Annotated in this window: 18 protein-coding genes; 6 read left to right on the top strand and 12 right to left on the bottom strand. The window is 72.7% G+C overall.

The annotated features are described in order from the left end of the window. Positions 1-21 precede the first annotated feature (21 nt). From ACWCP0_RS15670 to ACWCP0_RS15660, 3 genes are read right to left on the bottom strand one after another with little or no spacing between them, the layout of a single operon-like run. On the bottom strand, positions 22-390 hold the full coding sequence (locus tag ACWCP0_RS15670) for a DUF742 domain-containing protein (protein WP_451079340.1): 369 nt from the start codon (positions 388-390) through the stop codon (positions 22-24). 4 nt (positions 391-394) lie between these two features. Then, a complete protein-coding gene (locus ACWCP0_RS15665; protein WP_451079339.1) occupies positions 395-907 on the bottom strand; it encodes a roadblock/LC7 domain-containing protein in 513 nt (170 codons plus the stop codon). Continuing rightward, entirely contained in the window at positions 900-3,179 is a 2,280-nt protein-coding gene (locus ACWCP0_RS15660) for a sensor histidine kinase (RefSeq protein ID WP_451079338.1), read from the bottom strand. The genes ACWCP0_RS15665 and ACWCP0_RS15660 overlap by 8 nt, the downstream gene beginning before the upstream one ends. A gap of 307 nt (positions 3,180-3,486) precedes the next feature. On the opposite strand from ACWCP0_RS15660, the gene ACWCP0_RS15655 reads away from it, so the two are divergent. Continuing rightward, positions 3,487-4,524 (top strand): GDSL-type esterase/lipase family protein, encoded by a 1,038-nt coding sequence (locus ACWCP0_RS15655; RefSeq protein WP_451079337.1) that lies wholly within the window; start codon positions 3,487-3,489, stop codon positions 4,522-4,524. Positions 4,525-4,887: 363 nt separating this feature from the next. Here ACWCP0_RS15655 and ACWCP0_RS15650 read toward each other — a convergent pair whose 3' ends face one another. The 3 genes from ACWCP0_RS15650 to ACWCP0_RS15640 all read right to left on the bottom strand — a co-directional run bounded on the left by ACWCP0_RS15650 (position 4,888) and on the right by ACWCP0_RS15640 (position 7,198). Next, positions 4,888-6,330, bottom strand: a complete 1,443-nt coding sequence (locus tag ACWCP0_RS15650) for a GuaB1 family IMP dehydrogenase-related protein (RefSeq protein WP_451079336.1) — start codon at positions 6,328-6,330, stop codon at positions 4,888-4,890. A 104-nt stretch (positions 6,331-6,434) separates the two neighbouring features. Continuing rightward, complete coding sequence (locus tag ACWCP0_RS15645; protein ID WP_451079335.1) at positions 6,435-6,797, bottom strand: barstar family protein; 363 nt, start codon at positions 6,795-6,797, stop codon at positions 6,435-6,437. Next, positions 6,794-7,198 carry a ribonuclease domain-containing protein gene (locus ACWCP0_RS15640; RefSeq protein ID WP_451079334.1) on the bottom strand — a complete coding sequence of 135 codons (405 nt, stop codon included), beginning with the start codon at positions 7,196-7,198 and terminating at the stop codon, positions 6,794-6,796. Before ACWCP0_RS15640 ends, ACWCP0_RS15645 begins: the two co-directional genes overlap by 4 nt. Before the next feature lie 71 nt (positions 7,199-7,269). Between ACWCP0_RS15640 and ACWCP0_RS15635 the strand changes: the two genes are divergently transcribed. Further along, complete coding sequence (locus ACWCP0_RS15635; RefSeq protein ID WP_451079333.1) at positions 7,270-8,745, top strand: glutamine synthetase; 1,476 nt, start codon at positions 7,270-7,272, stop codon at positions 8,743-8,745. Continuing rightward, positions 8,746-9,864: an amidohydrolase family protein gene (locus ACWCP0_RS15630; RefSeq protein ID WP_451079332.1), complete on the top strand. Its 1,119-nt coding sequence runs from the start codon at positions 8,746-8,748 to the stop codon at positions 9,862-9,864. A 93-nt stretch (positions 9,865-9,957) separates the two neighbouring features. On the opposite strand, the gene ACWCP0_RS15625 is transcribed toward ACWCP0_RS15630, so the two are convergent. Further along, complete coding sequence (locus ACWCP0_RS15625) at positions 9,958-11,004, bottom strand: sugar-binding transcriptional regulator (RefSeq protein WP_451079331.1); 1,047 nt, start codon at positions 11,002-11,004, stop codon at positions 9,958-9,960. Positions 11,005-11,079: 75 nt separating this feature from the next. Continuing rightward, positions 11,080-11,763 (bottom strand): ribulose-phosphate 3-epimerase, encoded by a 684-nt coding sequence (gene rpe, locus ACWCP0_RS15620; RefSeq protein WP_451079330.1) that lies wholly within the window; start codon positions 11,761-11,763, stop codon positions 11,080-11,082. A 155-nt stretch (positions 11,764-11,918) separates the two neighbouring features. Between rpe and ACWCP0_RS15615 the strand changes: the two genes are divergently transcribed. Next, entirely contained in the window at positions 11,919-13,397 is a 1,479-nt protein-coding gene (locus ACWCP0_RS15615; RefSeq protein ID WP_451079329.1) for a S41 family peptidase, read from the top strand. Positions 13,398-14,040: 643 nt separating this feature from the next. Continuing rightward, positions 14,041-15,357: a chaplin gene (locus tag ACWCP0_RS15610; protein WP_451079328.1), complete on the top strand. Its 1,317-nt coding sequence runs from the start codon at positions 14,041-14,043 to the stop codon at positions 15,355-15,357. A 195-nt stretch (positions 15,358-15,552) separates the two neighbouring features. Here ACWCP0_RS15610 and ACWCP0_RS15605 read toward each other — a convergent pair whose 3' ends face one another. Beyond that, on the bottom strand, positions 15,553-16,989 hold the full coding sequence (locus ACWCP0_RS15605) for an RsmB/NOP family class I SAM-dependent RNA methyltransferase (RefSeq protein WP_451079327.1): 1,437 nt from the start codon (positions 16,987-16,989) through the stop codon (positions 15,553-15,555). Positions 16,990-17,023: 34 nt separating this feature from the next. Further along, positions 17,024-17,968, bottom strand: a complete 945-nt coding sequence (gene fmt, locus ACWCP0_RS15600; RefSeq protein WP_451079326.1) for a methionyl-tRNA formyltransferase — start codon at positions 17,966-17,968, stop codon at positions 17,024-17,026. 223 nt (positions 17,969-18,191) lie between these two features. Between fmt and ACWCP0_RS15595 the strand changes: the two genes are divergently transcribed. Next, complete coding sequence (locus ACWCP0_RS15595) at positions 18,192-18,695, top strand: hypothetical protein (RefSeq protein WP_451079325.1); 504 nt, start codon at positions 18,192-18,194, stop codon at positions 18,693-18,695. A 636-nt stretch (positions 18,696-19,331) separates the two neighbouring features. On the opposite strand, the gene ACWCP0_RS15590 is transcribed toward ACWCP0_RS15595, so the two are convergent. Beyond that, the gene (locus ACWCP0_RS15590; protein WP_451079324.1) at positions 19,332-21,476 is read right to left on the bottom strand and encodes a primosomal protein N'; all 2,145 of its coding nucleotides are present in this window, start codon (positions 21,474-21,476) and stop codon (positions 19,332-19,334) included. A 465-nt stretch (positions 21,477-21,941) separates the two neighbouring features. Next, on the bottom strand, positions 21,942-23,165 hold the full coding sequence (metK, locus tag ACWCP0_RS15585; protein WP_451079323.1) for a methionine adenosyltransferase: 1,224 nt from the start codon (positions 23,163-23,165) through the stop codon (positions 21,942-21,944). Positions 23,166-23,358: the final 193 nt, after the last annotated feature.

Here is a 23,358-nt window from a genome sequence, read left to right as displayed (position 1 = left end):
TGCACCGCTGCGCAAAAGTGTTCAGATCTCACGAAGACGGGCAGCTATTTCGCGGAGCAGTGACGGGTCGTGCGGCCCCCGGTGAGCGGGTGGCGCGCAGATCCTGATCAGCCCCGCCTCGACGAGGTCGACGAGCAGGACACGGACGACGGTGAGCGGCATGTCGGCGTCTGCCGCGACCTCGGCGACCGGGCGCGCCCCGCGGCGCACCAGCTCCAGCAGGGAGCTGCGGGCATGATCGAGCCGCGGTTCGGACCGATCCCCGTCCACGGCCGTGACCTGCGACATCAGGTCGATGTGGTGCTCGGCGGCGGGACGGGTGCGGCCCCGGGTCACCGTGTACGGCCGCACCATCGACCCGGTCTCGTCCTCGTACCAGTGCTCGCTCACGGGGTCAGGCGCCGGGTCCCTCGGGGAGCGTGCGCGCGGGTACGGTCATGTGCCGGCCGACGCGCCTGACCAGCAGGGTCATCTCGTGCGCGAGCTGGCCGACGTCGGTCTCGATGTCGGAGAGCACGGCGAGGCGGCTGCCGTCGCCGGCGGGGGTGATGAAGAGATACGCGCCCTCGAGCATGACCATGGTCTGCCGGACCTTCCCGGCCTCGAAGCAGGCCCCGGCCTCCTTGGCGAGACTGTGGAACCCGGCGCACACGGCGGACAGGTGCTCGATGTCACGCGCGGGCATTCCGCGGGACGCGCAGGTGACGAGCCCGTCCGCGGTCAGCAGCACGGCCTGGCGGACGTGGCCGGTCCTGGCCACCAGCTCGTCGAGCAGCCAGCCGAGATCGCCCGCTGCGGTCTGCTCGGTGTGTTCGCTGCGCTCGCTCTGTTCCGCCCGCTCCGGCGACTCCGCCCGCTCCGCCTGCTCCGCCTGCTCGCGATCGTCGCGACCGCCCTGGTCATCCATCGTGGCCCCGCCCTTCGTCGCTCGTACTCTCCGGCCCGGCCGGTTCGCCCATGCGCCCCCGGTCGAGCCCTCGCTGAAACGCCCCGAATATCGCCCGCATCTCCTCCGCGCCGACTTCCTGGGCGGGCTCCTCCGGCTCCGCGTCGCCCGGCGCGTCCCGCAGCGGAGCCGCGAGCGACGCCTGCCGTACGCGCTTGGGCAGCAGACCCGGCCCGGGTCCGCCTTCGCCGGCCGCGGCGGGCTCCGTCGGCGCGGGCGCCGCGGATGTCGCGGGCACCGCGGGCGCGGTCTTCCGTACGCGCGTGGGCAGCGACCGGACCACGGCGCCCGTGGGTTCCGGGGCGCGGTCGTGGGACGGCGGCGCCGGCTCAGGGGCGGGCTCGGGCTCCACGGGTGTGGTGACGGTCTGCGGGAGCAGGACGACCGCGGTCGTACCGCCGTACGGCGAACGGGTCAGGGTCACCGTGATGCCGTGGCGGGCCGCGAGCCGGCCGACGATGTAGAGGCCGAGGCGCTCGTCCTGCACCGGATCGAAATCGCCGGGGCGGGCCAGCGTGCGGTGGGCCTGGGCGAGTTCGTCGCCGTCCATGCCGAGTCCGCGGTCGTCGATCTCGAGCACGAAGCCGTTGCGGGCGGCGCCCGCGCGCATCGTGACCTGGGTGTGCGGCGGCGAGAAGACCGCCGCGTTCTCGACGAGCTCGGCGACGAGGTGGACCACGTCCGCGACGGCGTCCGCACTGATCCCGACAGCCGGCATCGGCGGTACGACGACCCTCGTGTAGTCCTCGATCTCGCCGACCGCCGCGGCCACGACGTCGACGAGCGGCACCGGCCCCCGCCATCTGCGCCCCGGCGCCGCGCCGGAGAGGATGATCAGGCCCTCGGCATGGCGCCGCATCCGCGTCGTCAGATGGTCGATGCGGAAGAGGTCCTCCAGCGTGTCCGGGTCGCTCGTGCGGCGCTCCAGAGTGTCGACCAGCTTCGCCTGCCGGTGCACCAGTGCCTGGTTGCGGCGTGCGATGTTCAGCAGCACCGCGAACACACCGCGCCGCAGCGTCGCCTGCTTGACAGCCGCCTCGACAGCCGCCCGCCGCGCCGCGTTGAGCGCCCGCCCGACCTGTGCGATCTCGTCGGCCCCGCGCTCGTCGTCGCCGAAGTCGAGCGGTGGTGCCACGGCGGCCGCGTCGACGTCCTCACCCGCCGAGAGCCGCTCCATGACGTCGGGCAGCTGACGAGTCGCCAGCAGGCCGGCCGCGTCGCGCAGCTCCTCCAGGCGCCGCGCGATGCGTCGCCCTGCCGACACCGAGAGCCAGATGGACAGCACGACGGCGACGAACCCGACTCCGCCGACCACCGCGGCCTTGACCATCTCGCGGTAGGCGAAGGCACGCCCCCGGTCCGCCGCGTTGAGCGCGGACTCGGTGCACAGCAGCATGTACCTCCTGACCGCGCGGTCCGTCGTCGTCCGCCAGGAGTCGGCGGCGATCGCCTCGCCCGCCCCGGACGCCCCGGCGCGCAGCAGCGCGTCCTCGCCGGTGATCAGCGCCCGGTACTCGGCGCCCTGTTCGAAGTCCGAGAACAGCCCGCGCGAGTCGGCCGGCAGATCGGGGACGTACGTGCGGTGGAAGACCCGCCGGTCCTCGATCGTGGCCGTGAGCGCGTCGTACTGGCCGTCGCTGAGGCTCCCCGCGGCCCGCGCACCGGCGACCAGCGCGTCCTCGCGGGACACGAACTCCCGTACCCGCACCAGCTCCACCACGACCTGCGCCTCGCGCGCGAGCTGTCCGGCCTGCAGCGCGGTGAGCGTGGACTGTACGTCGAAGGTCGGCTCGACGAGCACCGTGTACGCGTCGACGGCCCCGCTCCAGGAGAGCGTCCGGTCGAGCACCTGCTTCCGCAGGGACTCCAGCTGCGCGGCCGCGTCCGCCATGGCGTCCAGTGACTGCCGCTGGCGCGCCGAGAGATCCTCGCGCCCGCGCTCGTCGCCGATCGCGTCGCGCATCGCCTGCACGGCCCGGTCGGTCGAGCGCTGCTGCTCCAGATACGCGGTGGCACCGCCCGGACCGGAGTCGCTGCGCTCCCTCTCCCCCAGGTACGCGGCGGCCAGCCTGCGCTCGATCTGGATCTGCCCTACCGCCGTGTCGACGGGGGTGCCGAAGCCCTCGTAGATGCCCTGCAGCCGGATCAGGGCTCGCAGATCGCCGGTCACCGACACCATCGCGAAGCTCCACAGCGTCATCAGCGCGATGACGGGCAACACGGTGAGGGCCACGATCCGACCGCGGATCGTGGGACGGCGCAGTCGCCGGCGCATGGACTCCCCAGGTCATCGGGACGACGGACCAGCGGTGGTTACCGACCGGTAGGGGCAGTCAAGCTACGCGATCCTGCGCACATGGCGCAACGCTCCCTGCGGTAACAGGAGTCATGGGGAATCCTCGTCTCCATTGACACTTCGTCAGCTCTGCTGCACGGTGCCTCCCCCGGCCCGGGCGACAGTGGTGTGCTGGTGTGCCCTTCGGGTGTCCGGCCCGTTGAAACGTGTGTCCGCTCCCGTATCCGACGGTTGGAGGCCCGACTTGACGCCCGACACGACGCCCCGCACCGCGCCTCGCGCGGACACGTCCTGGCTCGACCCCGGCCCCTTCCTGCGCGGAGTGGCCTGGCGGGACGGCGAGCGCGTGGTGCGGGCCGATCCCGGGGATGCGGGCCGACTGCCGTGGGACACCTGCGAGCGGGCCGCGCTGCCCATCGGCGTACGGCTGGAGTTCGGCGCGCCGGACGGGGCGCGGGCGGTCCAGGTGCGCTATCGCGCGCGGGTACCCGGCGCGGCGGAGGCGCTGCGCGAGTTCGCCCACTGCTTCTCGCTCTGGCAGGGCGACCACCGGGTGCACGAGACGTTCACCGAGCCCGCCGATGAGGCGACGGTCACGATCGAACTCCCCTCCGGCGAGGGGCCGTTCACCGTCCATCCGCCCGAGTCGCAGTCGCCCGTGATCCTCGGCCTGCGCGGGGTGGGAGGTGCGGTCCTTCCCGCGCCGGCGCGTCCGCGCTGGGTCGTGCACGGCGACTCGATCACAGAGGGCTGGTGGTCGACCCGTCCCGCACACTCCTGGCCCGCGGCCGCCGGCCGGGCCCTCGGCCTGGACACCGTCAACCTCGGCTACGCGGGCGGAGCCTGCGGCGAACTCCCCACCGCGCAGCACCTCGCGGCGCTCCCCGCCGACCTCCTGACCCTCGCGTTCGGCACCAACTGCTGGTCCCGGATCCCCTGCACCGCACCGCTGCTGTACGAGACGGTGCGCGCCTTCGTCACCCTCGTGCGACAGGGCCACCCGGACACGCCCCTGCTCATCGTCTCCCCGGTGCTGCACCCCGCAGCCGAGGCGACGCCCAACGCCTGCGGCGCCACGCTCGCCGAGCTGCGCACGGCGATGGAGTCGGCGGCGCGGGACCTCGTCTCGGGGGGCGACAGGCAGCTGGCGCTGCTCCCCGGCCTCGGTCTGCTGACTGCGGACCACCTGGCGGACGGACTCCATCCGAACGACGCGGGCCACGCGCTGATGGCCTCGGCAGTCGCGAACGCCTTGCGCACCGCGGGCTTCGTGCGCCCTTGAGCGGGTTCCGCCCTGCGGAAAGACTGCCCACTGGCGAACGCCCACGACCCGCACCCGGGGGCGGCCGGGGCGGGGCCGTGCAGGGTCGCCCCCGCTGAAATCGGCTGCCCGTACCGGATGACTCCGTACCCACCGATTTCGAGGGGGCGAGCCCGGAGGGCCCCCCGTGCACCCCCGCACCACCCCCGTGCACCCCCGCACCCCGCGGCTCGCCGAAAACACCGCTCGCCCAAAAACACGGCCGCGGCCCCCGGGACCGGTGTCCCCGAGGCCGCGGCCGGCGAAATCGTTCGTGAGCCGGTCAGCTGTCGAAGCCGAGGCCCGGCCGGTCCATCACCTTCAGCCACAGATTGCGCCGCGCCACTAGCTCCAGCTGGCGTGCAGCGGCTTGCCCTCGGCGTAACCGGCGGCGCTCTGGATGCCGACGATCGCCTTCTCGGTGAACTCCTCCAGCGAGCCGGCACCCGCGTAGGTGCAGGACGAGCGGACGCCGGCGATGATCGAGTCGATCAGGTCCTCGACGCCCGGGCGGGCCGGGTCGAGGAACATCCGCGAGTGGGAGATGCCCTCCTCGAAGAGCCCCTTGCGGGCCCGGTCGTACGCCGACTCCTCGCTCGTACGGTTCTGCACGGCGCGCGCGGAGGCCATGCCGAACGACTCCTTGTACGGACGCCCGTCAGCGGTGTGCTGGAGGTCGCCCGGGGACTCGTACGTGCCCGCGAACCAGGAGCCGATCATGACGTTGGACGCGCCGGCGGCGAGGGCCATGGCAACGTCGCGCGGGTGGCGGACACCGCCGTCGGCCCACACGTGCTTGCCGTACTTCTTCGCCTCGGCGGCGCACTCCAGGACGGCGGAGAACTGCGGGCGGCCCACGCCGGTCATCATGCGGGTGGTGCACATGGCGCCGGGGCCCACACCGACCTTGATGATGTCCGCACCGGCGTCGATGAGGTCCTTGACGCCCTCTGCGGCGACGATGTTGCCCGCGACGATCGGCACCTGCGGGTCCAGCCCGCGCACCACCTTGATCGCGTTGATCATCGATTCCTGGTGGCCGTGCGCGGTGTCGATGACGAGCGTGTCCACACCCGCGTCGAGCAGTTGCTTGGCCTTGCCCGCCACGTCGCCGTTGATGCCGACGGCGGCGGCGATCCGCAGCTTGCCGGCCGCGTCGGTGGCCGGCGTGTACAGCGTGGCGCGCAGCGCGCCCTTGCGGGTGAGGGCACCCACCAGCCTGCCGTCCCGGTCGACCGCGGGGGCGAACTTCCGGTTGGCGTTGTCGAGGGTCGTGAACGCCTCGCGCGGGTCGATGTCCGCGTCGATGAGCAGCAGGTCCTTGGACATGACCTCGGACAGCTGCGTGAAGCGGTCCACGCCGGACAGGTCGTGCTCGGTGACGATGCCGACCGGGCGCTGCTCCTCGTCGACGACGACACCGGCGCCGTGCGCGCGCTTGGGCAGCAGGGACAGCGCGTCGGCGACGGTCTGGTGCGGGGCCAGCACGATCGGGGTGTCGAGCACGAGGTGGCGCGTCTTCACCCACGAGATGACGTCGGTGACGACCTCCATCGGGATGTCCTGCGGGATGACGACCATGCCGCCGCGGCGGGCCACGGTCTCGGCCATCCGGCGGCCGGCGATCGCGGTCATGTTGGCGACGACCAGCGGGATGGTGGTGCCCGTGCCGTCAGGGGAGGAGAGGTCGACCCCCTGGCGGGAGCCCACGGCCGAGCGGCTCGGCACCATGAACACATCGTCGTACGTCAGGTCGTACGGCGGCTTGATGTCATTGAGGAAACGCACGTGCTGAACATCCCAGTCGTTCGGAGGGGTCCCGGAAGTGCATCCGGGGGAAAACGCACGTACTTCATTGTCCCATGGCGCTGGGAATGAACTGCCCGGGCCGATCATCCAGGACCCGGCGACGACCTCTGGTCGGATCCTCCAAGGGCCACGAGCACAGCGAGTCGCCCCGGCATGGTGTCCACGGCCTGCGCGAAGACCTCCTGGGCGGTCTCCCACTCGCGGGGCCTGGCCGCGGCGTACTCCTGCCAGCGGAGGACGAGGACGAGGGTGCCCTCGTCCCCCGGCAGATCGGTGAGGCAGTCGGCGAGCGCGTCCCAGTTGTGACCGAACCAGGCGGGGAACTCCAGGTCGCTCGCGCAGCGCTCCATGAAGGCGGCCTTGTCCGTGACCCCATGGAGGTCGAGCACGGTGATGTTGCGGCCGGCGGTGGCACCGAACAGCGCCGCGAGGGGGCCGTTCCTCATCGGAGCACCTCCCTGAACGTCGCGTAGTGATCGTCGGTGTAGTAGATCTCACCGCTCTGCCCGGTGACAATGCGGCGGGACCCGCGGTCGCGCTCGCCGGGCGTGCGGACGGTGCACTCCCGGTAGTAGCCCCGCCGCCGCTTCGGCAGGATCCCCTCGAAGTTGCCGAAGACGGCTCCGTCCTTCTCGTACGGGAACGGCCCTCCCCGGTCGATCAGGCGCAGCGTCTCGCGGGCCTCGGGCGGCAGGTCGGCGACGCGGACGGTGGGGAGGGCGGTCCGTGCGGCGGCCTTGGTGGGCGCCCGGTTCAGTGTGTCGGAGCCGGACGAGCATCCGGTCGACAGGAGCCCCAGAAGGGCCAGCAGCGCCAGGGCGAGGCGGAGGAGCGGCCGGTGCAGCATGGCGCCGATGGTGCCACGGCCGCGTGGTGAAGGTGGTGAAGGTGGAGGGCGGGGCGGGTAGGGAATGCCCCGTGCAGCACAGCGACCCGAAACAGCAGACCCTGCCGCAGGAGCGTCAGCAGGCTCGCCAGGAGACCCGCAGGCTCGCCGGGCTCGAGACCGCGCGGCTCCAGGCGGAGGGCGTCCACGGGGCGGCCCTGACCTGGGTGGACAACGCGGGCCTCACCCGGGTGAAGGCCGTGCCCGTCGGCCGGCTGGCCCAGGCGGCGGCGCGCGGCGTCGGCATGTCGCCCGTCTTCGACGTCTACCTGGTCGACGACTCGATCACCACGAGCCGCCACATCGGCGGCCCGGACGGCGACCTGAGGCTCGTACCGGACCTCGATCGGCTCACCGTGCTCGCCGCACAGCCGGGCTGGGCCTGGGCGCCGGTCGACCGCTACGACCAGCAGGGCCGGCCGTACGCCGCGTGCCAGCGGCTCTTCGCGCGGCGGATGGCCCGGCGGGCCGCGGACCGCGGCATCGGGCTGCGGATGGGCTTCGAGACCGAGTGGGTCGTGCAGCGGGACGGCGTGCCCGCGTGCACCGGGCCCGCGTACGGGATGGCCCGGGTGGTCGAGCTCTCCGACTACCTGGACGAGGTGCTGCGCGCGCTGGTCGCGCAGGGCGTCGAGGTGCTCCAGATCCATCCCGAGTACGCCGCCGGGCAGTTCGAGGTCTCCGTGGCCCCGTCCGATCCGGTGGGCGCGGCGGACCTCGCGGTGCTCGTGCGCGAGACGGTGCGGGCGGTCTCGCTGCGGCACGGGCTCACCGCGCTGTTCGGCCCCGCGGTGGAGACGGGGGGCGTCGGCAACGGCGGTCACCTCCACCTCAGTCTGTGGCGCGACGGGCAGAACCTGTGCCGGGGCGGTCGAGGGCCCTTCGGGACGACCGCCGACAGCGAGGCGTTTCTCGCGGGCGTCCTGGAGGCCCTCCCTGCCCTCCTCGCGATCGGCGCCCCCTCCCCCGCGAGCTACCTCCGCCTCGAACCGTCCCGCTGGGCGGGCGCCTTCCAGTGCTGGGGGCTGGAGAACCGCGAGGCCGCACTCCGGTTCATCGCGGGTGCTCCGGACGACCCGGAGGGCGCGAACGCCGAGGTGAAGTGCTTCGACGCGGCGGCCAATCCGTATCTGGTGACGGGCGCGGTGATCGCGGCTGGCCTCGCCGGCATCGCCGCTGGTGCCCGGCTGCCGGAGCCGGTGACCGGCGATCCGGCGACACGGGCGGACGAACTGCCGGAGGACAGCGGTCCGGCGCGGGGCGGCGCGGACACCGGAGCCGCCCCGGCGGGGTCGGACGGCGGCCACGACGGGTCCAAGGGTGCGCCCGCGCGGCTGCCGCGGTCGCTGCCCGAGGCGCTGGAGCACTTCGTCCGGTCGGACGTCCTGCGCGAGGCGCTCGGCGATGCGCTGTTCGAGGCGATCGTCGCCGTACGCCGGGCCGAGGCCGAGCTGTTCGCCGGCAGGAGCCCGCAGGAGATCGCCGATGCGACGCGCGGGCGGTACTGAATGACGCTCGCGCTGCCGCCGCTCGTCGACCAGCACTGCCACGGTGTGCTGCGCCGGAGCCCTGACGCGGAGGCCTTCGCCTCGTACCTGACCGAGTCGGACGCCCCGGCCGCCCCCGGTACGAGCTTCTTCGACACGCAGCTTGGTTTCGCGGTGCGCCGCTGGTGCCCGCCGCTGCTCGGACTGGAGGCACACTGCCCTCCCGGACGGTATCTGGAGCGCCGCCGGGAGCTGGGCGCCGAGGAGGCGACGCGGAGGCTGCTGCGGGCGAGCGGCACGGGCACCTATCTCGTCGACACCGGGCTGCCGGGTGACCTCACGGGGCCCGCCGATCTGGCGGAGCTCGGCGGCGGCGAGGCACACACGATCGTGCGGCTGGAGACGCTGGCCGAGCACACGGCGGACGCGGCCCACGGCCCCGGGCTGTTCCTCGAGGTGTTCGACCATGCCGTCACGGCGGCCGCCCGCACCGCGGCCGGGTTCAAGTCGATCGCCGCGTACCGCCGCGGCCTCGGCCTGGACCCCGATCCGCCGACTCCCGCCGAGGTCCATGCCGCGGCCGAACGCTGGCTGGACGCGCGCGCACCGGGCGGGCGGCTCGACGACCCGGTGCTGCTGCGCCATCTGCTCTGGTCGGCGGTGCGGACGGGGCTGCCGCTGCAGCTCCACACCGGCTTCGGCGACCCGGATCTCCGCCTCGACCGCTGCGATCCCCTGCTCCTGACGGACTTCATCCGGGCCGTCGCCCCGTACGGCTGCCCGCTGGTGCTCCTGCACGGCTACCCGTACCACCGGCACGCCGCCTACCTCGCCCACGTGTTCACACATGTGTACGCGGACGTCGGCCTGGCCCTCTCCCACGCGGGCGCCCGCGCCGGGGCCGTGCTCGCCGAGGCGCTGGAGCTGACGCCGTTCGGCAAGCTGCTGTACTCGAGCGACGCGTACGGGCTCCCGGAGCTCTACGTCGTCGGCGCCCGGGTCTTCGAGGAGGCGCTCACCCGTCTCCTGGCCACCTGGACGGCTTCCGGAGCCTGGTCGGCGCCGGACGGCGAACGCGTGGCGCACCTGCTCGCGGCGGAGAACGCGCGGCGCCTGTACGGCCTGGCATCCGGCCCCTGATGAGGGGCGCCGAAACGAACTCAGCCCGACCCGGTGGGTGCCGGGACGGGCTGTGGTGGGATGTGCGGCGTCGAACCGGGGGCAGGTCTTCGGTCAGTCGTCAGGGTCCGCGCGCTCCAGCGCCGGCCGCGGCCCCGGGAGGGACTCCGTGAGGAGGTAGTCGGCCGCGGCCGTGTCCGTCACCAGACTCGTGACGAGCCCCGACCGCAGCACCGCGCCGATCGCCGACGCCTTGCGCTGGCCGCCGGCGATCGCGACGACCTCCGGGATCCGGCGCAGCCGGTCCGCCTCGACCGTGATGCAGCGTTCGCCGAGGTCGCGGCCGACGCGGCGGCCGTCCGCGTCGAAGAGATGCGCGGACATCTCCGCGGCGACGCCGAGCGACGCATAGTGCGCGCGCTCCTCGTCCGTGAGCATGTCGTGGACCGTCGAGATGCCCGGCTCCCAGGAGCCGATCGACACACACGCGACGGTCACCTTGTCGAAGTACTCGAAGGCGCGTGCGATGCCCGTCTGGTTGCGCAGCGCCGCGGCGGTCGCCGGGTCCGGCAGCAGCATCGGCGCGTAGATCGGGTGCGCCTCGCCGCCGGAGACCTGCGCCGCGCGCCGCACGGCCTCCACCGAGCCACGCTCGGCGGTCCCGGCGTCGTACACACCCGTCAGCTGCACGACCGTGCACGGCGGCAGCCGGTCCAGCGCGGCCGCCATGTGGATCGTCGAGCGGCCCCACGCCAGGCCGAGCACATCGCCCTCGGCCACCAGCTCGCCGAGGAGGTCCGCGGCGACCTCACCGAGGTTCTCCGGGTCGGGGGACTCGTCCTCGCCCTCCGACGGGGATTCGACGACCACCGCGTGCCGCAGCCCGTAGCGGGCGCGCAACGCGTCGGAGCGCTCCGCGTCCAGCTCGGCGGGGACGCGGATCTCGATCCGCACGAGGTCGCGTTCGAGCGCGGTCTCCAGGACCCGCGCGACCTTGAAGCGGCTGACGCCGAACTCCTCGGCGATCTGGATCTTGGATTTGCCCTCGAGGTAGAAGCGGCGGGCCATGGCCGCCGCCTGCACCAGCTCCGCGGGTCCCATCCGCAGGGCTGGTCGTCCCGCCGACATTGCAGACACCGCGCTCTCCTCACTGCTGTTCACACTCCGGAACCGTCATCCTGTCAGATCCGGAGGTGATCGATCAGCCCCGTCGGGCCCCGTTCATGTAAGCGTGGCTCAGTGGTCGCATGCCCAGGGGGCCGATGCGATGGTGTCGGCCGCCATGTCGCGCAGCGAGCGCACCGCCTCGGCCGGGTCCTCGGCCCCGTACACCGCGGAGCCGGCGACGAAGACATCGGCGCCCGCCTCCGCGCACTGCTCGATCGTCGCCTCCGAGACACCTCCGTCCACCTGCAGCCACAGCTCGAGTCCGTGCTTGGTGATCAGCTCCCGGGTGCGGCGGATCTTCGGGAGCATGATGTCGAGAAACGCCTGGCCGCCGAAGCCCGGCTCCACGGTCATGATCAGCAGCATGTCCAGCTCGGGGAGCAGGTCCTCGAACGGCTCGATCGGTGTGGCGGGCTTGAGCGCCATCGAGGCGCGCGCGCCCTTGGCCCGGATCTCGCGTGCCAGCCGCACGGGCGCCGCCGCGGCCTCCACGTGGAAGGTGACGGAACCGGCGCCGGCCTCGACGTACTGGGGAGCCCAGCGGTCCGGGTTCTCGATCATCAGATGGCAGTCCAGCGGGATGTCGGTCGCACGACTGAGCGACTCCACCACCGGCACGCCGAGCGTCAGATTGGGCACGAAGTGGTTGTCCATGACATCTACGTGGAGCCAGTCGGCGCCTTCGACGGCCTTCGCCTCCTCGGCGAGGCGGGCGAAGTCGGCGGACAGGATGCTGGGGTTGATCTGGGCCATGTGCCAAGACTGCCATGCTGCGGCACCGGCTTGCGCGGGAGGACGGGGGATGGACCCGCCAGGACCCGGCGGCCTGCCGGATGTCCTGCGGATGCCCGTTCCGGTGAAGGTGGGGATGCTGGATCAGTAGCCCGGGAGGCTCGGGGAGAGACGTCATGGCGACGCACTGCAGGACCACCGCCAGGAGGACCGCCGTGGCCACGGCGGCGGTCACGATGATCGTGGCGCTCGTCGGAGGAACGGCCGCCCCCGCGGCCCCGGCCGCGCAAGCCACGTCCGGCACCGGTCGATCGGTCGAGGGGGTGTGGCGCACCGACGGGTACGGAACCGTCCTGGAGATCGACGACGACCTGCTCCGCACCTACCAGACGACCGCGGTCGGCTGTCTGCCGGGCGAGACGGCAAGACGCTCGGGCAGCGATGCCCGCTCAGCCTCTGCCTCAGCCTCTGCCTCAGCCTCCGGTGCCGCCTCCGGCTCCGGTGCGGCCTGGGTCTCGTACACCACCGAGTACGGCACCGTCTTGACCGTACGCCCCGGAACCATGCGCGTGACCGGCTCGGTCGGGGATCGCCGGCTGCACCGCCTGCCCGCGCTGCCTGCCGAGTGCACCCGGCCAGCGCCGAGCAATCCGGTGGCCGTGTTCGACACGTTCTGGCAGACCTTCGAGGAGAACTACCCGTTCTTCGCGGCCAAAGGAATCGACTGGCACGCGGTCCGTGACCGCTACCGCCCGCGGATCCACGTCGACACCTCGGACGACGAACTGTTCGCCGTCCTCAGCGACATGGTCCGGCCGCTGCACGACGCCCATGTGAGCATCGCCGCAGACGACGACCGGTACTTCAAGGCGGACCGCCCTGGCACCGAGGACCCGACATCCGACATGGACGAGCGCGTCAAGGAGTACGTCCAGGAGCGCGATCTCCGCGGCCGGCCGCTCCAGGAGTCGGCCAACGGCCGGATCGGCTACGCGGACCTCCCCGGCGGCCAGGGATACCTCCGGGTCACCGGATTCGGCGGCTACGCCGACGGCACGGACGAGACCTACGAGGCAGATGCTGCGGAGCTGGACCGCGCCTTGGACTCGGTGTTCACCCGCAAGCGCACGTCCCGCCTGTCAGGCATGATCATCGACCTGCGCGTCAACGGCGGCGGCGACGACGGACTGGGCCTCCAGCTGGCCGGCCGCCTCACCGATCGCGCCCACTTCGCCTACGCCAAGCGCGCTCGCAACCACCCGACCGACGCGACCCGCTTCACCGCCGCGCAACGCCAGTACGTGCGCCCGGCTCAGGGCCCGCGCTTCACGGGGCCGGTCGCGATCCTCACCGGCGGCTCGACGGTGAGCGCGGGCGAAACCTTCGCCGAGGCCCTGATGGAACGCCCTGGCCGCACGGTCCGGATCGGGCAGCGCACACAGGGCGTCTTCTCCGACATCCTGTCCCGTGACCTTCCGAACGGCTGGTGGTTCGGCCTCCCGAACGAGCAGTTCCTGACCCGCACGGGCACCGCCTTCGACGGCGTCGGCATACCGCCGCAGCTGCCCGAACCGGTCTTCACGGACGAGGAGTTCGACCGGCACAGGGACTCGGCCTTCGACCGTGCGGTGGCCGTCCTGCGCGCCCCGGTGTGAGTCGTCGCTGCCCATGGCCAACGCCGAAGGCCTGACCTGCGGGTCCTTGGTCGGCTGCCGCTCGCTGTGTCACTGACGGGCGGCAACCGCGACGGCATCGCAGAGGGCTGCTCGCCCTTGGGCGGACAGCCGCTGACCTCCACGCCGCGCGGGGTGAAGACGCGGTCCCAGGCCATCTCGTTCACGGGCCAAGGCGCGGGGACCAGGTCGGGCCCGAGGCGTGGGCGGTGCAGGTACCGATGAGTGTCCTCGCCCGGCAGCCGACCGGCCCGCCCCCTCGTCATCCGCGGTGATGAAACAGCCCGTCGGAGAAATCGGCGGATTTTCGCGTCAATTCGGGAGCAACGGGAGCGAGCTCGGACCGAAGGCCCAACGGCCGCATTCATGAAATCCGATATCCAATCATGGGGTCATTTTCTCACTCAGCCAACAAGGTGAAAAGGGCAATTGCCGAGCTCGCCTACCTTCCGACTCGCCGGGGTGGTGCTGGAATTTGAACGACCTGCCTTTCGGGGTGCACAGCAAATGGCCTGGGCCCAACCATGTCCGCCGTTGACTGCGCGCCGTGGCGATTGGAAAAGAGGTGGTGGCAATTTCCGCAGTGAAGCTTTCCTGGCGCACTCGCACTGCATCGGTGTCCGTGGTGGCACTTGCGATCGCGAGTGCTCCGCTGGCCGCTCAGGCTCAGGCCCCGGTGATGCCGGCGGATGTGAAGGCCGTTCATGCACCCGGCACTCCGGGAGTCCCGCAGGCCCCGGTCACGGTGTTCGTCGAGGACTTCGAAAACACAGGCGAGACCCCGATTCTCCTGGAGGACTACGTCGGCGCTCCACCGCTGAACGCAACGTACACGGCTGACCCGCCGTGGCTGGACCCTGTGGAGTGCAACGGCATCATCCTCAGCCAGACCGGTGCTAATCAGCCTGACTGCCAAGCGGCAACTCCGCCCGGGATGGCATACCTGAAGCAGATGGCCAATGCGCTGGGGAAGGTCGGCGGGACGAATCCGCCGACCAACCACGTCGTAGCCGCATACAGCCACATTGTATTTCCCGGTGCCGACCGGGTGGAATTCCGAACCGAGCGGCCGATCCCGATCGCGCAGCCGAACCGCTACATCACCTTCGGAGTGGACGCAGCCGCGGTGAATTGCGGGCTGGCCCATCCGCTATTGAAGTTCTATCTGACCGGCGACGGTCCGGACATCCCGACCTTCACCACGCCCATCAACCCCTGCACCGACCCCAACTCCACCCCCGGAGACAACGGGCTCATGGCCGGGTCGTTCGCCGGCAACCGTGCCGTACTGTTCACCGGCACCGAGTTGGGCATCAAGACGCTCAATGGGCAAGGCCACTGGAACGGTAATGACCACGCCTTCGACAACATCCGGATCCTGGATGCGACTCCGCAGCTGGACAAGGCGTTCGGTCCTGCCACCATTCACGAGGGTGGTACCTCGACGCTCACCATGACGGTCACGAACACCACGGAACTGGCGGCGAAGAACGACTTCGGCTTCACCGACAGCCTTCCCGCAGGGGTGAGCGTGGCCTCGGACGCGAACGCGTCGACGACTTGCGGCGACGGCACGGTCTCCGCGGCGGCGGGGGGCTCGTCCGTGGCTCTGGCAGGCGGCGACCTGGCCGCCGACCAGACGTCCTGCACGGTCACGGTGAATGTCACCGCCGACGAGGCGGGAACCTACGTCAACGGCCCTGAAGCGATCACCACGGTCGGCCTGAATCCCCCGGCCCCCGCGACGCTGACCGTCGAGGAGGAAGCATCCGAGGCTCCCGACGGCGCCTGGGCCGTCGGGACCGCGACGGGCTCGCCCGGTCTGCTGTCCGGCAACGTCGTACAGGCCCCGGTGAGCATCCCGGTCAACGCGTGCGGCAACACCGTGAACGTCATCGGAGTGCTCAACCCGGCGGCGGGTAACACCTGCGTCAACGGCTAGCCGGGCCGGGTCGGCTAGCCGAGCCAGGACCCGGCGGGTCCCTGCGGTGCTGGGCGGTGCTGGGCGGTGCTGGGCGGTGCTGGGCGGTGCTGGGCGATCATGAACCCCACCGACCCGCTCCCGCAAGCCCGCCGGGTCCAGCCACGTGCGGCGCGCCGGAGCATTCCGGGACGCCACACCCGCCCCAGTGGGGCGTCAGCCCGTGCGCCGCAGCAGCGCCAGATACATCGCGTCGGTGCCGTGCAGGTGCGGCCACAGCTGCACGTCCGGGCCGTCGCCCAGTGCCGGTACGCCCGGCATCAGGGGGCGTGCGTCGATCCACTCGGCGTCCACCGGGGCGCCCCCGCGGCCCTTGAGCACGTCCTCGACGACCACGTGGGTCTCGGCGAGGTGGGGCGAGCACGTCGCGTATCCGACGACGCCGCCGACACGGACCGCGGCGAGGGCCTCGCGCAGCAGCTCGCGCTGGAGCGGGGCGAAGCCGTCGAAGTCCTCGGGGCGGCGGCGCCAGCGTGCCTCGGGACGGCGGCGCAGGGCGCCGAGGCCCGAGCACGGCACGTCGACGAGAACCCGGTCGAAGGAGCCGGGGCGCCACGGCGGGCGGGTGCCGTCAGCGGCGATGACCTGGTACGGGCCGGGGTTGCCGGCCAGGGCGCGCTCGACGAGGCGGGCGCGGTGCGGCTGCTTCTCGGACGCCAGCAGCGAGGCGCCGCGTCCGGCGGCGAGGGCGCCGAGCAGGGCCGCCTTGCCGCCGGGGCCCGCGCAGCCGTCGAGCCAGCGCTTGTCGGGGCCGTCGAGCGGGGCGTTGGCAAGGGCTATCGCGACGAGCTGACTGCCCTCGTCCTGCACTCCGACGCGCCCGTCGCGCACGGGGTCGAGCGCGCCGGGCTCACCGCCCTCGGCGAGCCGCACCGCGTAGGGCGACCAGCGACCCGGCAGCCCGGCCTCCTCGCCGAGCAGGTCCAGCAGCTCGTCCGTCGTGGCCCGCCCCGGCCTGGCGACCAGCGTCACCTCGGGCCGCTCGTTGTCGGCCTCCAGCAGGTCCTCGATCCCGGCCCGGCCGCCGCCCAGCGCGTCCCACAGCGCCGAGACGATCCACCGCGGATGCGAGTGCACCACGGCCAGGTGGTCCTCGGCGTCCTCCTCGTACGGCGGCGCGACACGCTCCAGCCACCCGTCGAGATCGTGCTGCGAGATCTTGCGCAGCACGGCGTTGACGAACTTGGCCCGACCGTCACCGAGCACGACCCGCGCCAGCTCCACGCTCGCCGAGACGGCCGCGTGCGTCGGGATACGCGTACCGAGCAGCTGATGGGCACCGAGCGCGAGCACATCCAGCACGGGCGGGTCGACCTCACGCAGCGGTCGGTCGACGCACGCGGCGATGATCGCGTCGTAGGTCCCCTGCCGGCGCAGCGTCCCGTACACCAGCTCGGTCGCCAGCGCCGCGTCCCGGTTGTCGAAGTCACCGTGCTCGCGGGCCTTCTTCAGGAGCGGCGGCAGAACGAGATTGGCGTACGCGTCCCGCTCGTCCACCGCGCGCAGCGCGTCGAAGGCGAGGATCCGCACGGGGTCCTTCTTCGGGCGACGGTACGGCTTGTGGGGACGGCGACGGCCGCTCTGCTCACTCAAAAGGTGCTCCGCGTTTCAGAAGAGTCGAACGCCTTCAGCCTACGTCGGCGGCTCCCAGCTTCTCGCCGGGGGCGATCCGCACCCCGCGGGCCCAGTCAGCCGCGGGCATGGGCTTCTTGCCCTGCGGCTGCACCCAGAGCAGCTCGACGGCGTGCGAACCGGTTCCCGCGTACACATGGTTCTTGCCGACCATCAGCTCACCGGGCCCGAGCTCCGTGCGGTCCGGGCGGAGGTGGACGTTGACCAGCTTCAGCCGCTCACCACGGAAGACGGTCCACGCGCCGGGGGCAGGCGTGCAGCCGCGCACGACCCGGTCGACGCGCAGAGCCGGCGCGTGCCAGTCCACTCGCGCGTTCTCGACGGTGAGCTTCGGGGCGAGCGTGACGCCCTCGGCCGGCTGCGGTACGGCCTTGAGGGTGCCGTCCTCGATGCCGTCCATCGTCGCGGCGAGCAGTCCCGAGCCCGCGAACGCGAGCCGGGTCAGCAGGTCACCGCTGGTGTCCGTCGGCCGGACGTGCTCGGTGATCACGCCGTAGACCGGCCCGGAGTCGAGCCCCTCCTCGATCTGGAAGGTCGAGGCACCGGTCATCTCGTCCCCGGCGAGGATCGCGTGCTGCACGGGCGCGGCGCCGCGCCACGCGGGCAGCAGCGAGAAGTGCAGGTTGACCCAGCCGTTGGCGGGAATGTCCAGCGCGACCCTCGGCAGCAGCGCGCCGTACGCGACGACCGGGCAGCAGTCCGGGGCGATCTCGCGCAGCCGCGCGAGGAAGCCCTCGTCTCGCGGCCTGACGGGCTTGAGGACCTCGATCCCGGCCTCCTCCGCACGCTGCGCGACCGGGCTGGCGACCAGGCGCCTGCCGCGGCCGGCGGGGGCGTCCGGGCGGGTGACGACGGCCGCGACCTCGTGCCGGTCGGAGGCGATCAGGGCGTCCAGGGCGGGTACGGCGACCTCGGGGGTGCCTGCGAAGACAAGTTTCACGGGAGATACCTCGCTCTGTGTGCCGGGTGGACGCGCGACGCACCAGTCTATTTGGCCGAACCGACAGGGGGCGCACGGACGCACGTGCGCCCCGCGCATATGCCCTTGCACCCGTGCCCCGTGACCACAACGCAGGGTGGAGCGTTGGTCAAGAGAGATTGACCGAAGCGGGCAGCCCCGGTGCGGCCCGACCGTTTTCATCGCCGGTTCGAGAGGCTTGTTCATGGCCGACCACGCAACCCACGACGCCCAAGCCCGGGCGAGTCTGCATCTGTTGGTGCGGGACATCGAGCGGGTCCGCCGGCAGGTGGACGCACTGCGCACGCTCACGGCCCAGTTGGGCAACGTCTACCGTCCGCGTCGCTCCGGCCCGTCCACGGGCTTCGTCGTCTACGGCAGGGCGCCGGCCCCGACCGTCCGCCTCGCGCAGGAACTGCGGGACAGCGTCGAGACATTGGTGACCGCGGCGGTGGACTTCGACCGTTCGCTGGGCTTCTCGTGGGATGCGGTGGGTTCGGCGCTGGGCGTCACGAAGCAGGCCGTGCACCGCCGTTACGGGTCGCGGCGGGCGACGCCGCAGCCGGGGGCGGCCGAGGCGATCGCCGCCGCGCCTGCGGTGCCAGCGGTGCCCGCTGCGCGCTCGATGCCGCCGCAGCCGACGGCGGCCGCCCAGTCCTTCCGCGATGAGGTCCGCCCGAGCGCCTTCCCCGGCCCGCGCAACGGCTGACCCCACCCCACCCGCCCCGGCGCACCCACTCGGTGCGCCGGGGCGGGCTTGTGCCTCCGGCGGGGGGCAGGGTGCCTCCGGCGGGGTGCAGGGTGCCCCTGGCGGTGCGAGGTGCCCTGGGGGTGCGGGGTGCGGTGGTGGCCGGTGCCGTGACAGGCGTCCGCTGTGTCCTTCCTCAAACCCCCCTACGCCCTGCGGCGTGGGGGACTCCGGACCGGCTGGGTGCGGCTGCTGTCGGTGGGTGGGGGTCGGGGCCCCTCCGGGGTCGCCTTCTCGACATCGGCGGGTACGGCGTCACCCGGCACCACCGTCCGACTTCTGCGGGGGCGACCCTGCACGGCCCCGCCCCGGCCGTCCCCCGGACTTCGGCCCGGTGGGTGGCCACGAACCACCGGCGCGAGCCCGCCCGGGTCCCGACGTAGGGGGGACGCGCGAGCCCCGGAGCAGAGCCCAACGGCAACCGCACGGCACCGGGCAACCCCACACACCGAGCCCGTCGGGGGCACCTCCCGGGCGAAGCTCTGGGGGAGATTGAAGACGGACACGCGGGCCGCCGCCACGGCACCGGGCAACCCCCGACAAGCCCAACCGCACCCGACCCCGCACCGGCCAACCCGCGCCCCGGAAGAACCCGCGTCAGCCGATGTCCGGCGGGTCCACGCGGATGCGGACCGGGTCCCCGCCGCCCCGCGCCAGTCGCACGGCCTGGGCCGACTTCAGGGCTGCCGCCAGCGCCGCTCCGCTCCCCGGAGGCACCCGCAGAAGCACCCGCTCCCACGACTCCCCCGCCGGCGGGTCGCCGGGCCGACGCGGCCGGCCCGGAGCCATCGGCGGCAACGGCACCGGCCCCAGGACCTCCGCGTCCCCCGGCAGCTCCGCCGCCGCCAGAAGGGCGGCCACCGCCTCGCCCGGCCCCGTCACGGCCGCCATCCGGGACACGGGCGGAAAGCCGAGCTCGGCGCGCTCGGCCAGTTCGCGCTGGGCGTGGCCCACGGGGTCCCAGCGGACGAGCGCCTGCACGGGGCGGAGTGTGGGCTCGGCGACGACCACGACCGTGCCGCCGTCCTCCTGGCCCCGCACCAGCGAGGCCGCGTCCATCCAGCGGCGCAGTGCCTCCTCGCCCGCCCGCAGGTCGGGTCTGCCGAGCATGGCCCAGCCGTCGAGCAGCAGCGCCGCCGCGTACCCGCCCTCGGCGACCGGTTCCGCGCCCGGTGTGCTGACGATCAGGGCCGGCCGTCCGGGCACGGTGTCCAGGACATGGTCGCGCCCGGACGTGCGCACCGGCACCGCCGGAAACGCCCTTCCCAGCTCCTCCGCGGTGCGCCGCGCGCCCACCACCTGGGCCCGCAGCCGGGTGCTGCCGCACTCCGCGCAGTGCCAGCCGCCGGCGTCCCGCCCGCACCATCCGCACCGTAGATCGCGCTCGCCCGGCGCCTCCAGCGGCCCGGAGCAGTGCCCGCAGCGCGCGGGCGTGCGGCATCGTTCGCAGGCCAGCCTCGGGACGTACCCCCGCCGGGGCACCTGGACGAGCACAGGTCCGGACTTCAGTCCGTCCCGGACGGTCTGCCATGCCAGCGACGGCAGCCGGGCGGCCCGCGCGGCCTCGTCGCGGGCGAGCTCGCCGTCTCCGACGGTGCGCACCAGTGGCGCGGCCCGCCGCACCTGTCCCCGGTCCGCGGCCAGCGGCTGCGCCCAGCCGCTCTCGACGAGCTGGGCCGCCTCCACCGTGCAGCTCGTCGCGCCCAGCAGGAATCCGCACCTGTCGTGCGCGGCGCGCAGCAGCAGCACTTCGCGCGCGTGCGGCAGCGGGGCGTGCGGCTCGCTGTGGCTGGCGTCGCCGTCGTCCCATATCGCGACGAGCCCGAGGTCCCGTACGGGAGCGAACATCGCCGCCCGGGTGCCGACCACCGCCCGCACGGACCCGCGCCGCACGGCCAGCCACTGCCGGTACCGCTTCTCGGGTCCCGCCTCGGCGGTCAGCACCGCATGTCGCCCCTCGCCGACGAGCCGGGTGAGGGCGGCGTCGACCCGCGACACGGCTCGCCCGTCCGGCACGACGACGAGCGCGCCCCGCCCGGACGCCAAGGTGGCCGCGACGGCCCTGGCCAGCTCATCGGCCCAGTGCGGTCCGGGCAGCGCGGTCCACACGGCCCGCGGTGCACCCCCGCCGGCCAGTGCCTCCAGATACCCGGGCCCCCGCCCGTACCGCTCCCAGGTCCCCACGTCCGGTGCCCCGGGCGGCGGCAGCGGCTCCGGCGAGGGCTTCGCCTCGGCCCGTGCGCTGCGCGGCGGCACCGCAAGCTGCAGCACATCGGCGAGGCTCCCGGCGTACCGGTCGGCGACAGCCCTGGTCAGGGCGAGCAGCTCGGGGCTGAGGACGGGCTCGGGCGAGACGACGTCGGCGAGCGCCGCCAGCGGCCCCGAGTAGTCCGACTCGGCCCGTCGCTCGACGATGAACCCGTCGATCAGCCGCCCGCCCTCGCGCCGCCCGTCGCGCACCTGATGCGCCCCCGCCCCGAACCGCACGCGCACCCGCACGCCGGGCTGTGCGTCCGCGTCGAGCTCCTCGGGCACGGCGTAGTCGAAGAACTGATCAAGGTGCAGCACCCCCTTGTTCACCGCGACCCGCGCCACCGGCAGTTCCTTCGCCAGCGCGGCCCCCCGCCACGTCCGGGGCTTCGCCCGCGGCACCTTCGCCTGCCGCACGGTTTCCCGGATGAGCGCAAGCTGCTCCGGCGGGCCGTCGCCGGGCCGCTCGGAACGTTCGTTGTCGCTGCTCACAGCCACCTTCCTATCAGAAGGGACTGACAGTGAAGGCTGCGCGGAGGGCGCCCGAGATCCGGAGCGGTGACGGTGTGCACTGTGCCTTGGGCCGCTCGGCCACACCGGTGCAGGACCGGCGGCGGGATTCGAACCCGCGAGGGTCAGCCCGTTCGGGGGTCCCCGGACAAAGTTCGGGGGAGCCCGAGGACAGGGCCGGCACCCGAAGTAACCGTCGCCTTCGCACCGGGCGCTCCGGCGCGTGGTCTCCCGAGATCACAGCGGCGGCGGAGTCGAGGTTCCCTCACTGCGGGGCACGCCCCGCTCCAGATGTATCCGTCACCTGCGCACCGGGAGATCGTCAGCGTACCGAGCGGCTCCCGCGCGGCGCCACGCAATTCGCCAGGCACCTGCGGTCGCCGTGCCGGCACGGACGAGGGCCCCGGACCGAGACGGTCCGGGGCCCTCGAACGCAGCAGTGCTCGCTTACAGGCCTGCGGCCGCGCGCAGCGCGTCCACGCGGTCCGTGCGCTCCCAGGTGAAGTCGGGGAGCGCCCGGCCGAAGTGGCCGTAGGCCGCGGTCTGGGCGTAGATCGGGCGGAGCAGGTCGAGGTCGCGGATGATCGCGGCCGGGCGGAGGTCGAAGACCTGGGCGATGGCGTTCTCGATCTTCTCGGTGTCGACCGCGGCGGTGCCGAACGTCTCGACGAAGAGACCGACCGGCTCGGCCTTGCCGATCGCGTACGCGACCTGGACCTCGCAGCGCGAGGCGAGGCCCGCGGCCACGACGTTCTTGGCGACCCAGCGCATGGCGTAGGCGGCGGAGCGGTCGACCTTGGACGGGTCCTTGCCGGAGAAGGCGCCGCCGCCGTGGCGGGCCATGCCGCCGTACGTGTCGATGATGATCTTGCGGCCGGTGAGGCCGGCGTCGCCCATCGGGCCGCCGATCTCGAAGCGTCCGGTCGGGTTGACCAGGAGGCGGTAGCCCTCGGTGTCGAGCTTGATGCCGTCCTCGACGAGCTGCTTCAGCACGTGCTCGACGACGAACTCACGGATGTCGGGCGCGAGCAGCGATTCCAGGTCGATGTCGGAGGCGTGCTGCGAGGAGACCACGACCGTGTCGAGGCGGACGGCCTTGTCGCCGTCGTACTCGATGGTGACCTGGGTCTTTCCGTCCGGGCGCAGGTACGGGATGGTCCCGTTCTTGCGGACCTCGGAGAGGCGGCGGGAGAGCTGGTGCGCCAGGTAGATCGGCAGCGGCATCAGCTCGGGCGTCTCGTCGCACGCGTACCCGAACATGAGGCCCTGGTCGCCGGCGCCCTGCCTGTCGAGCTCGTCCGTTTCCCTGCCTGCGGCGGCGCCCTCGACCCGCGACTCGTACGCCGTGTCGACACCCTGGGCGATGTCGGGCGACTGGGAGCCGATGGACACCGAAACGCCGCAGGAGGCGCCGTCGAAGCCCTTCTTCGAGGAGTCGTAACCGATCTCGAGGATCTTGTTGCGCACCAGCGTGGGGATGTCGGCCCAGGCCTTGGTGGTGACCTCGCCGGCCACATGCACGAGACCGGTGGTGATCAGGGTCTCCACGGCGACGCGGGACGCGGGGTCCTCGCGCAGCAGTGCGTCGAGAATGGTGTCGCTGATCTGGTCAGCAATCTTGTCGGGGTGACCCTCGGTCACGGACTCCGAGGTGAACAGGCGACGGGACACAACGCTCCCTGGGGTTGCAGCGGCTGCTGGCTGATCATTGGCGGACCGGCCGGGGGGCTGCGCCCCGCGTCGTTCCTGAGGACAGTTTATCGGGCGCTTCCGTCCGTCGGACCACGCGTCTCGCTCCGTGGGAGTGATACGGGCGCGCAAACAGCGTGCGACTGTACGCCGATCGACGTGCCTGTGCGGCCTG

The sequence above is a fragment of the Streptomyces sp. NPDC001970 genome (assembly GCF_053594115.1).
The sequence above is the reverse complement of the archived record's forward strand: the minus strand, read 5'-3'. Positions and strand labels throughout refer to the sequence as shown.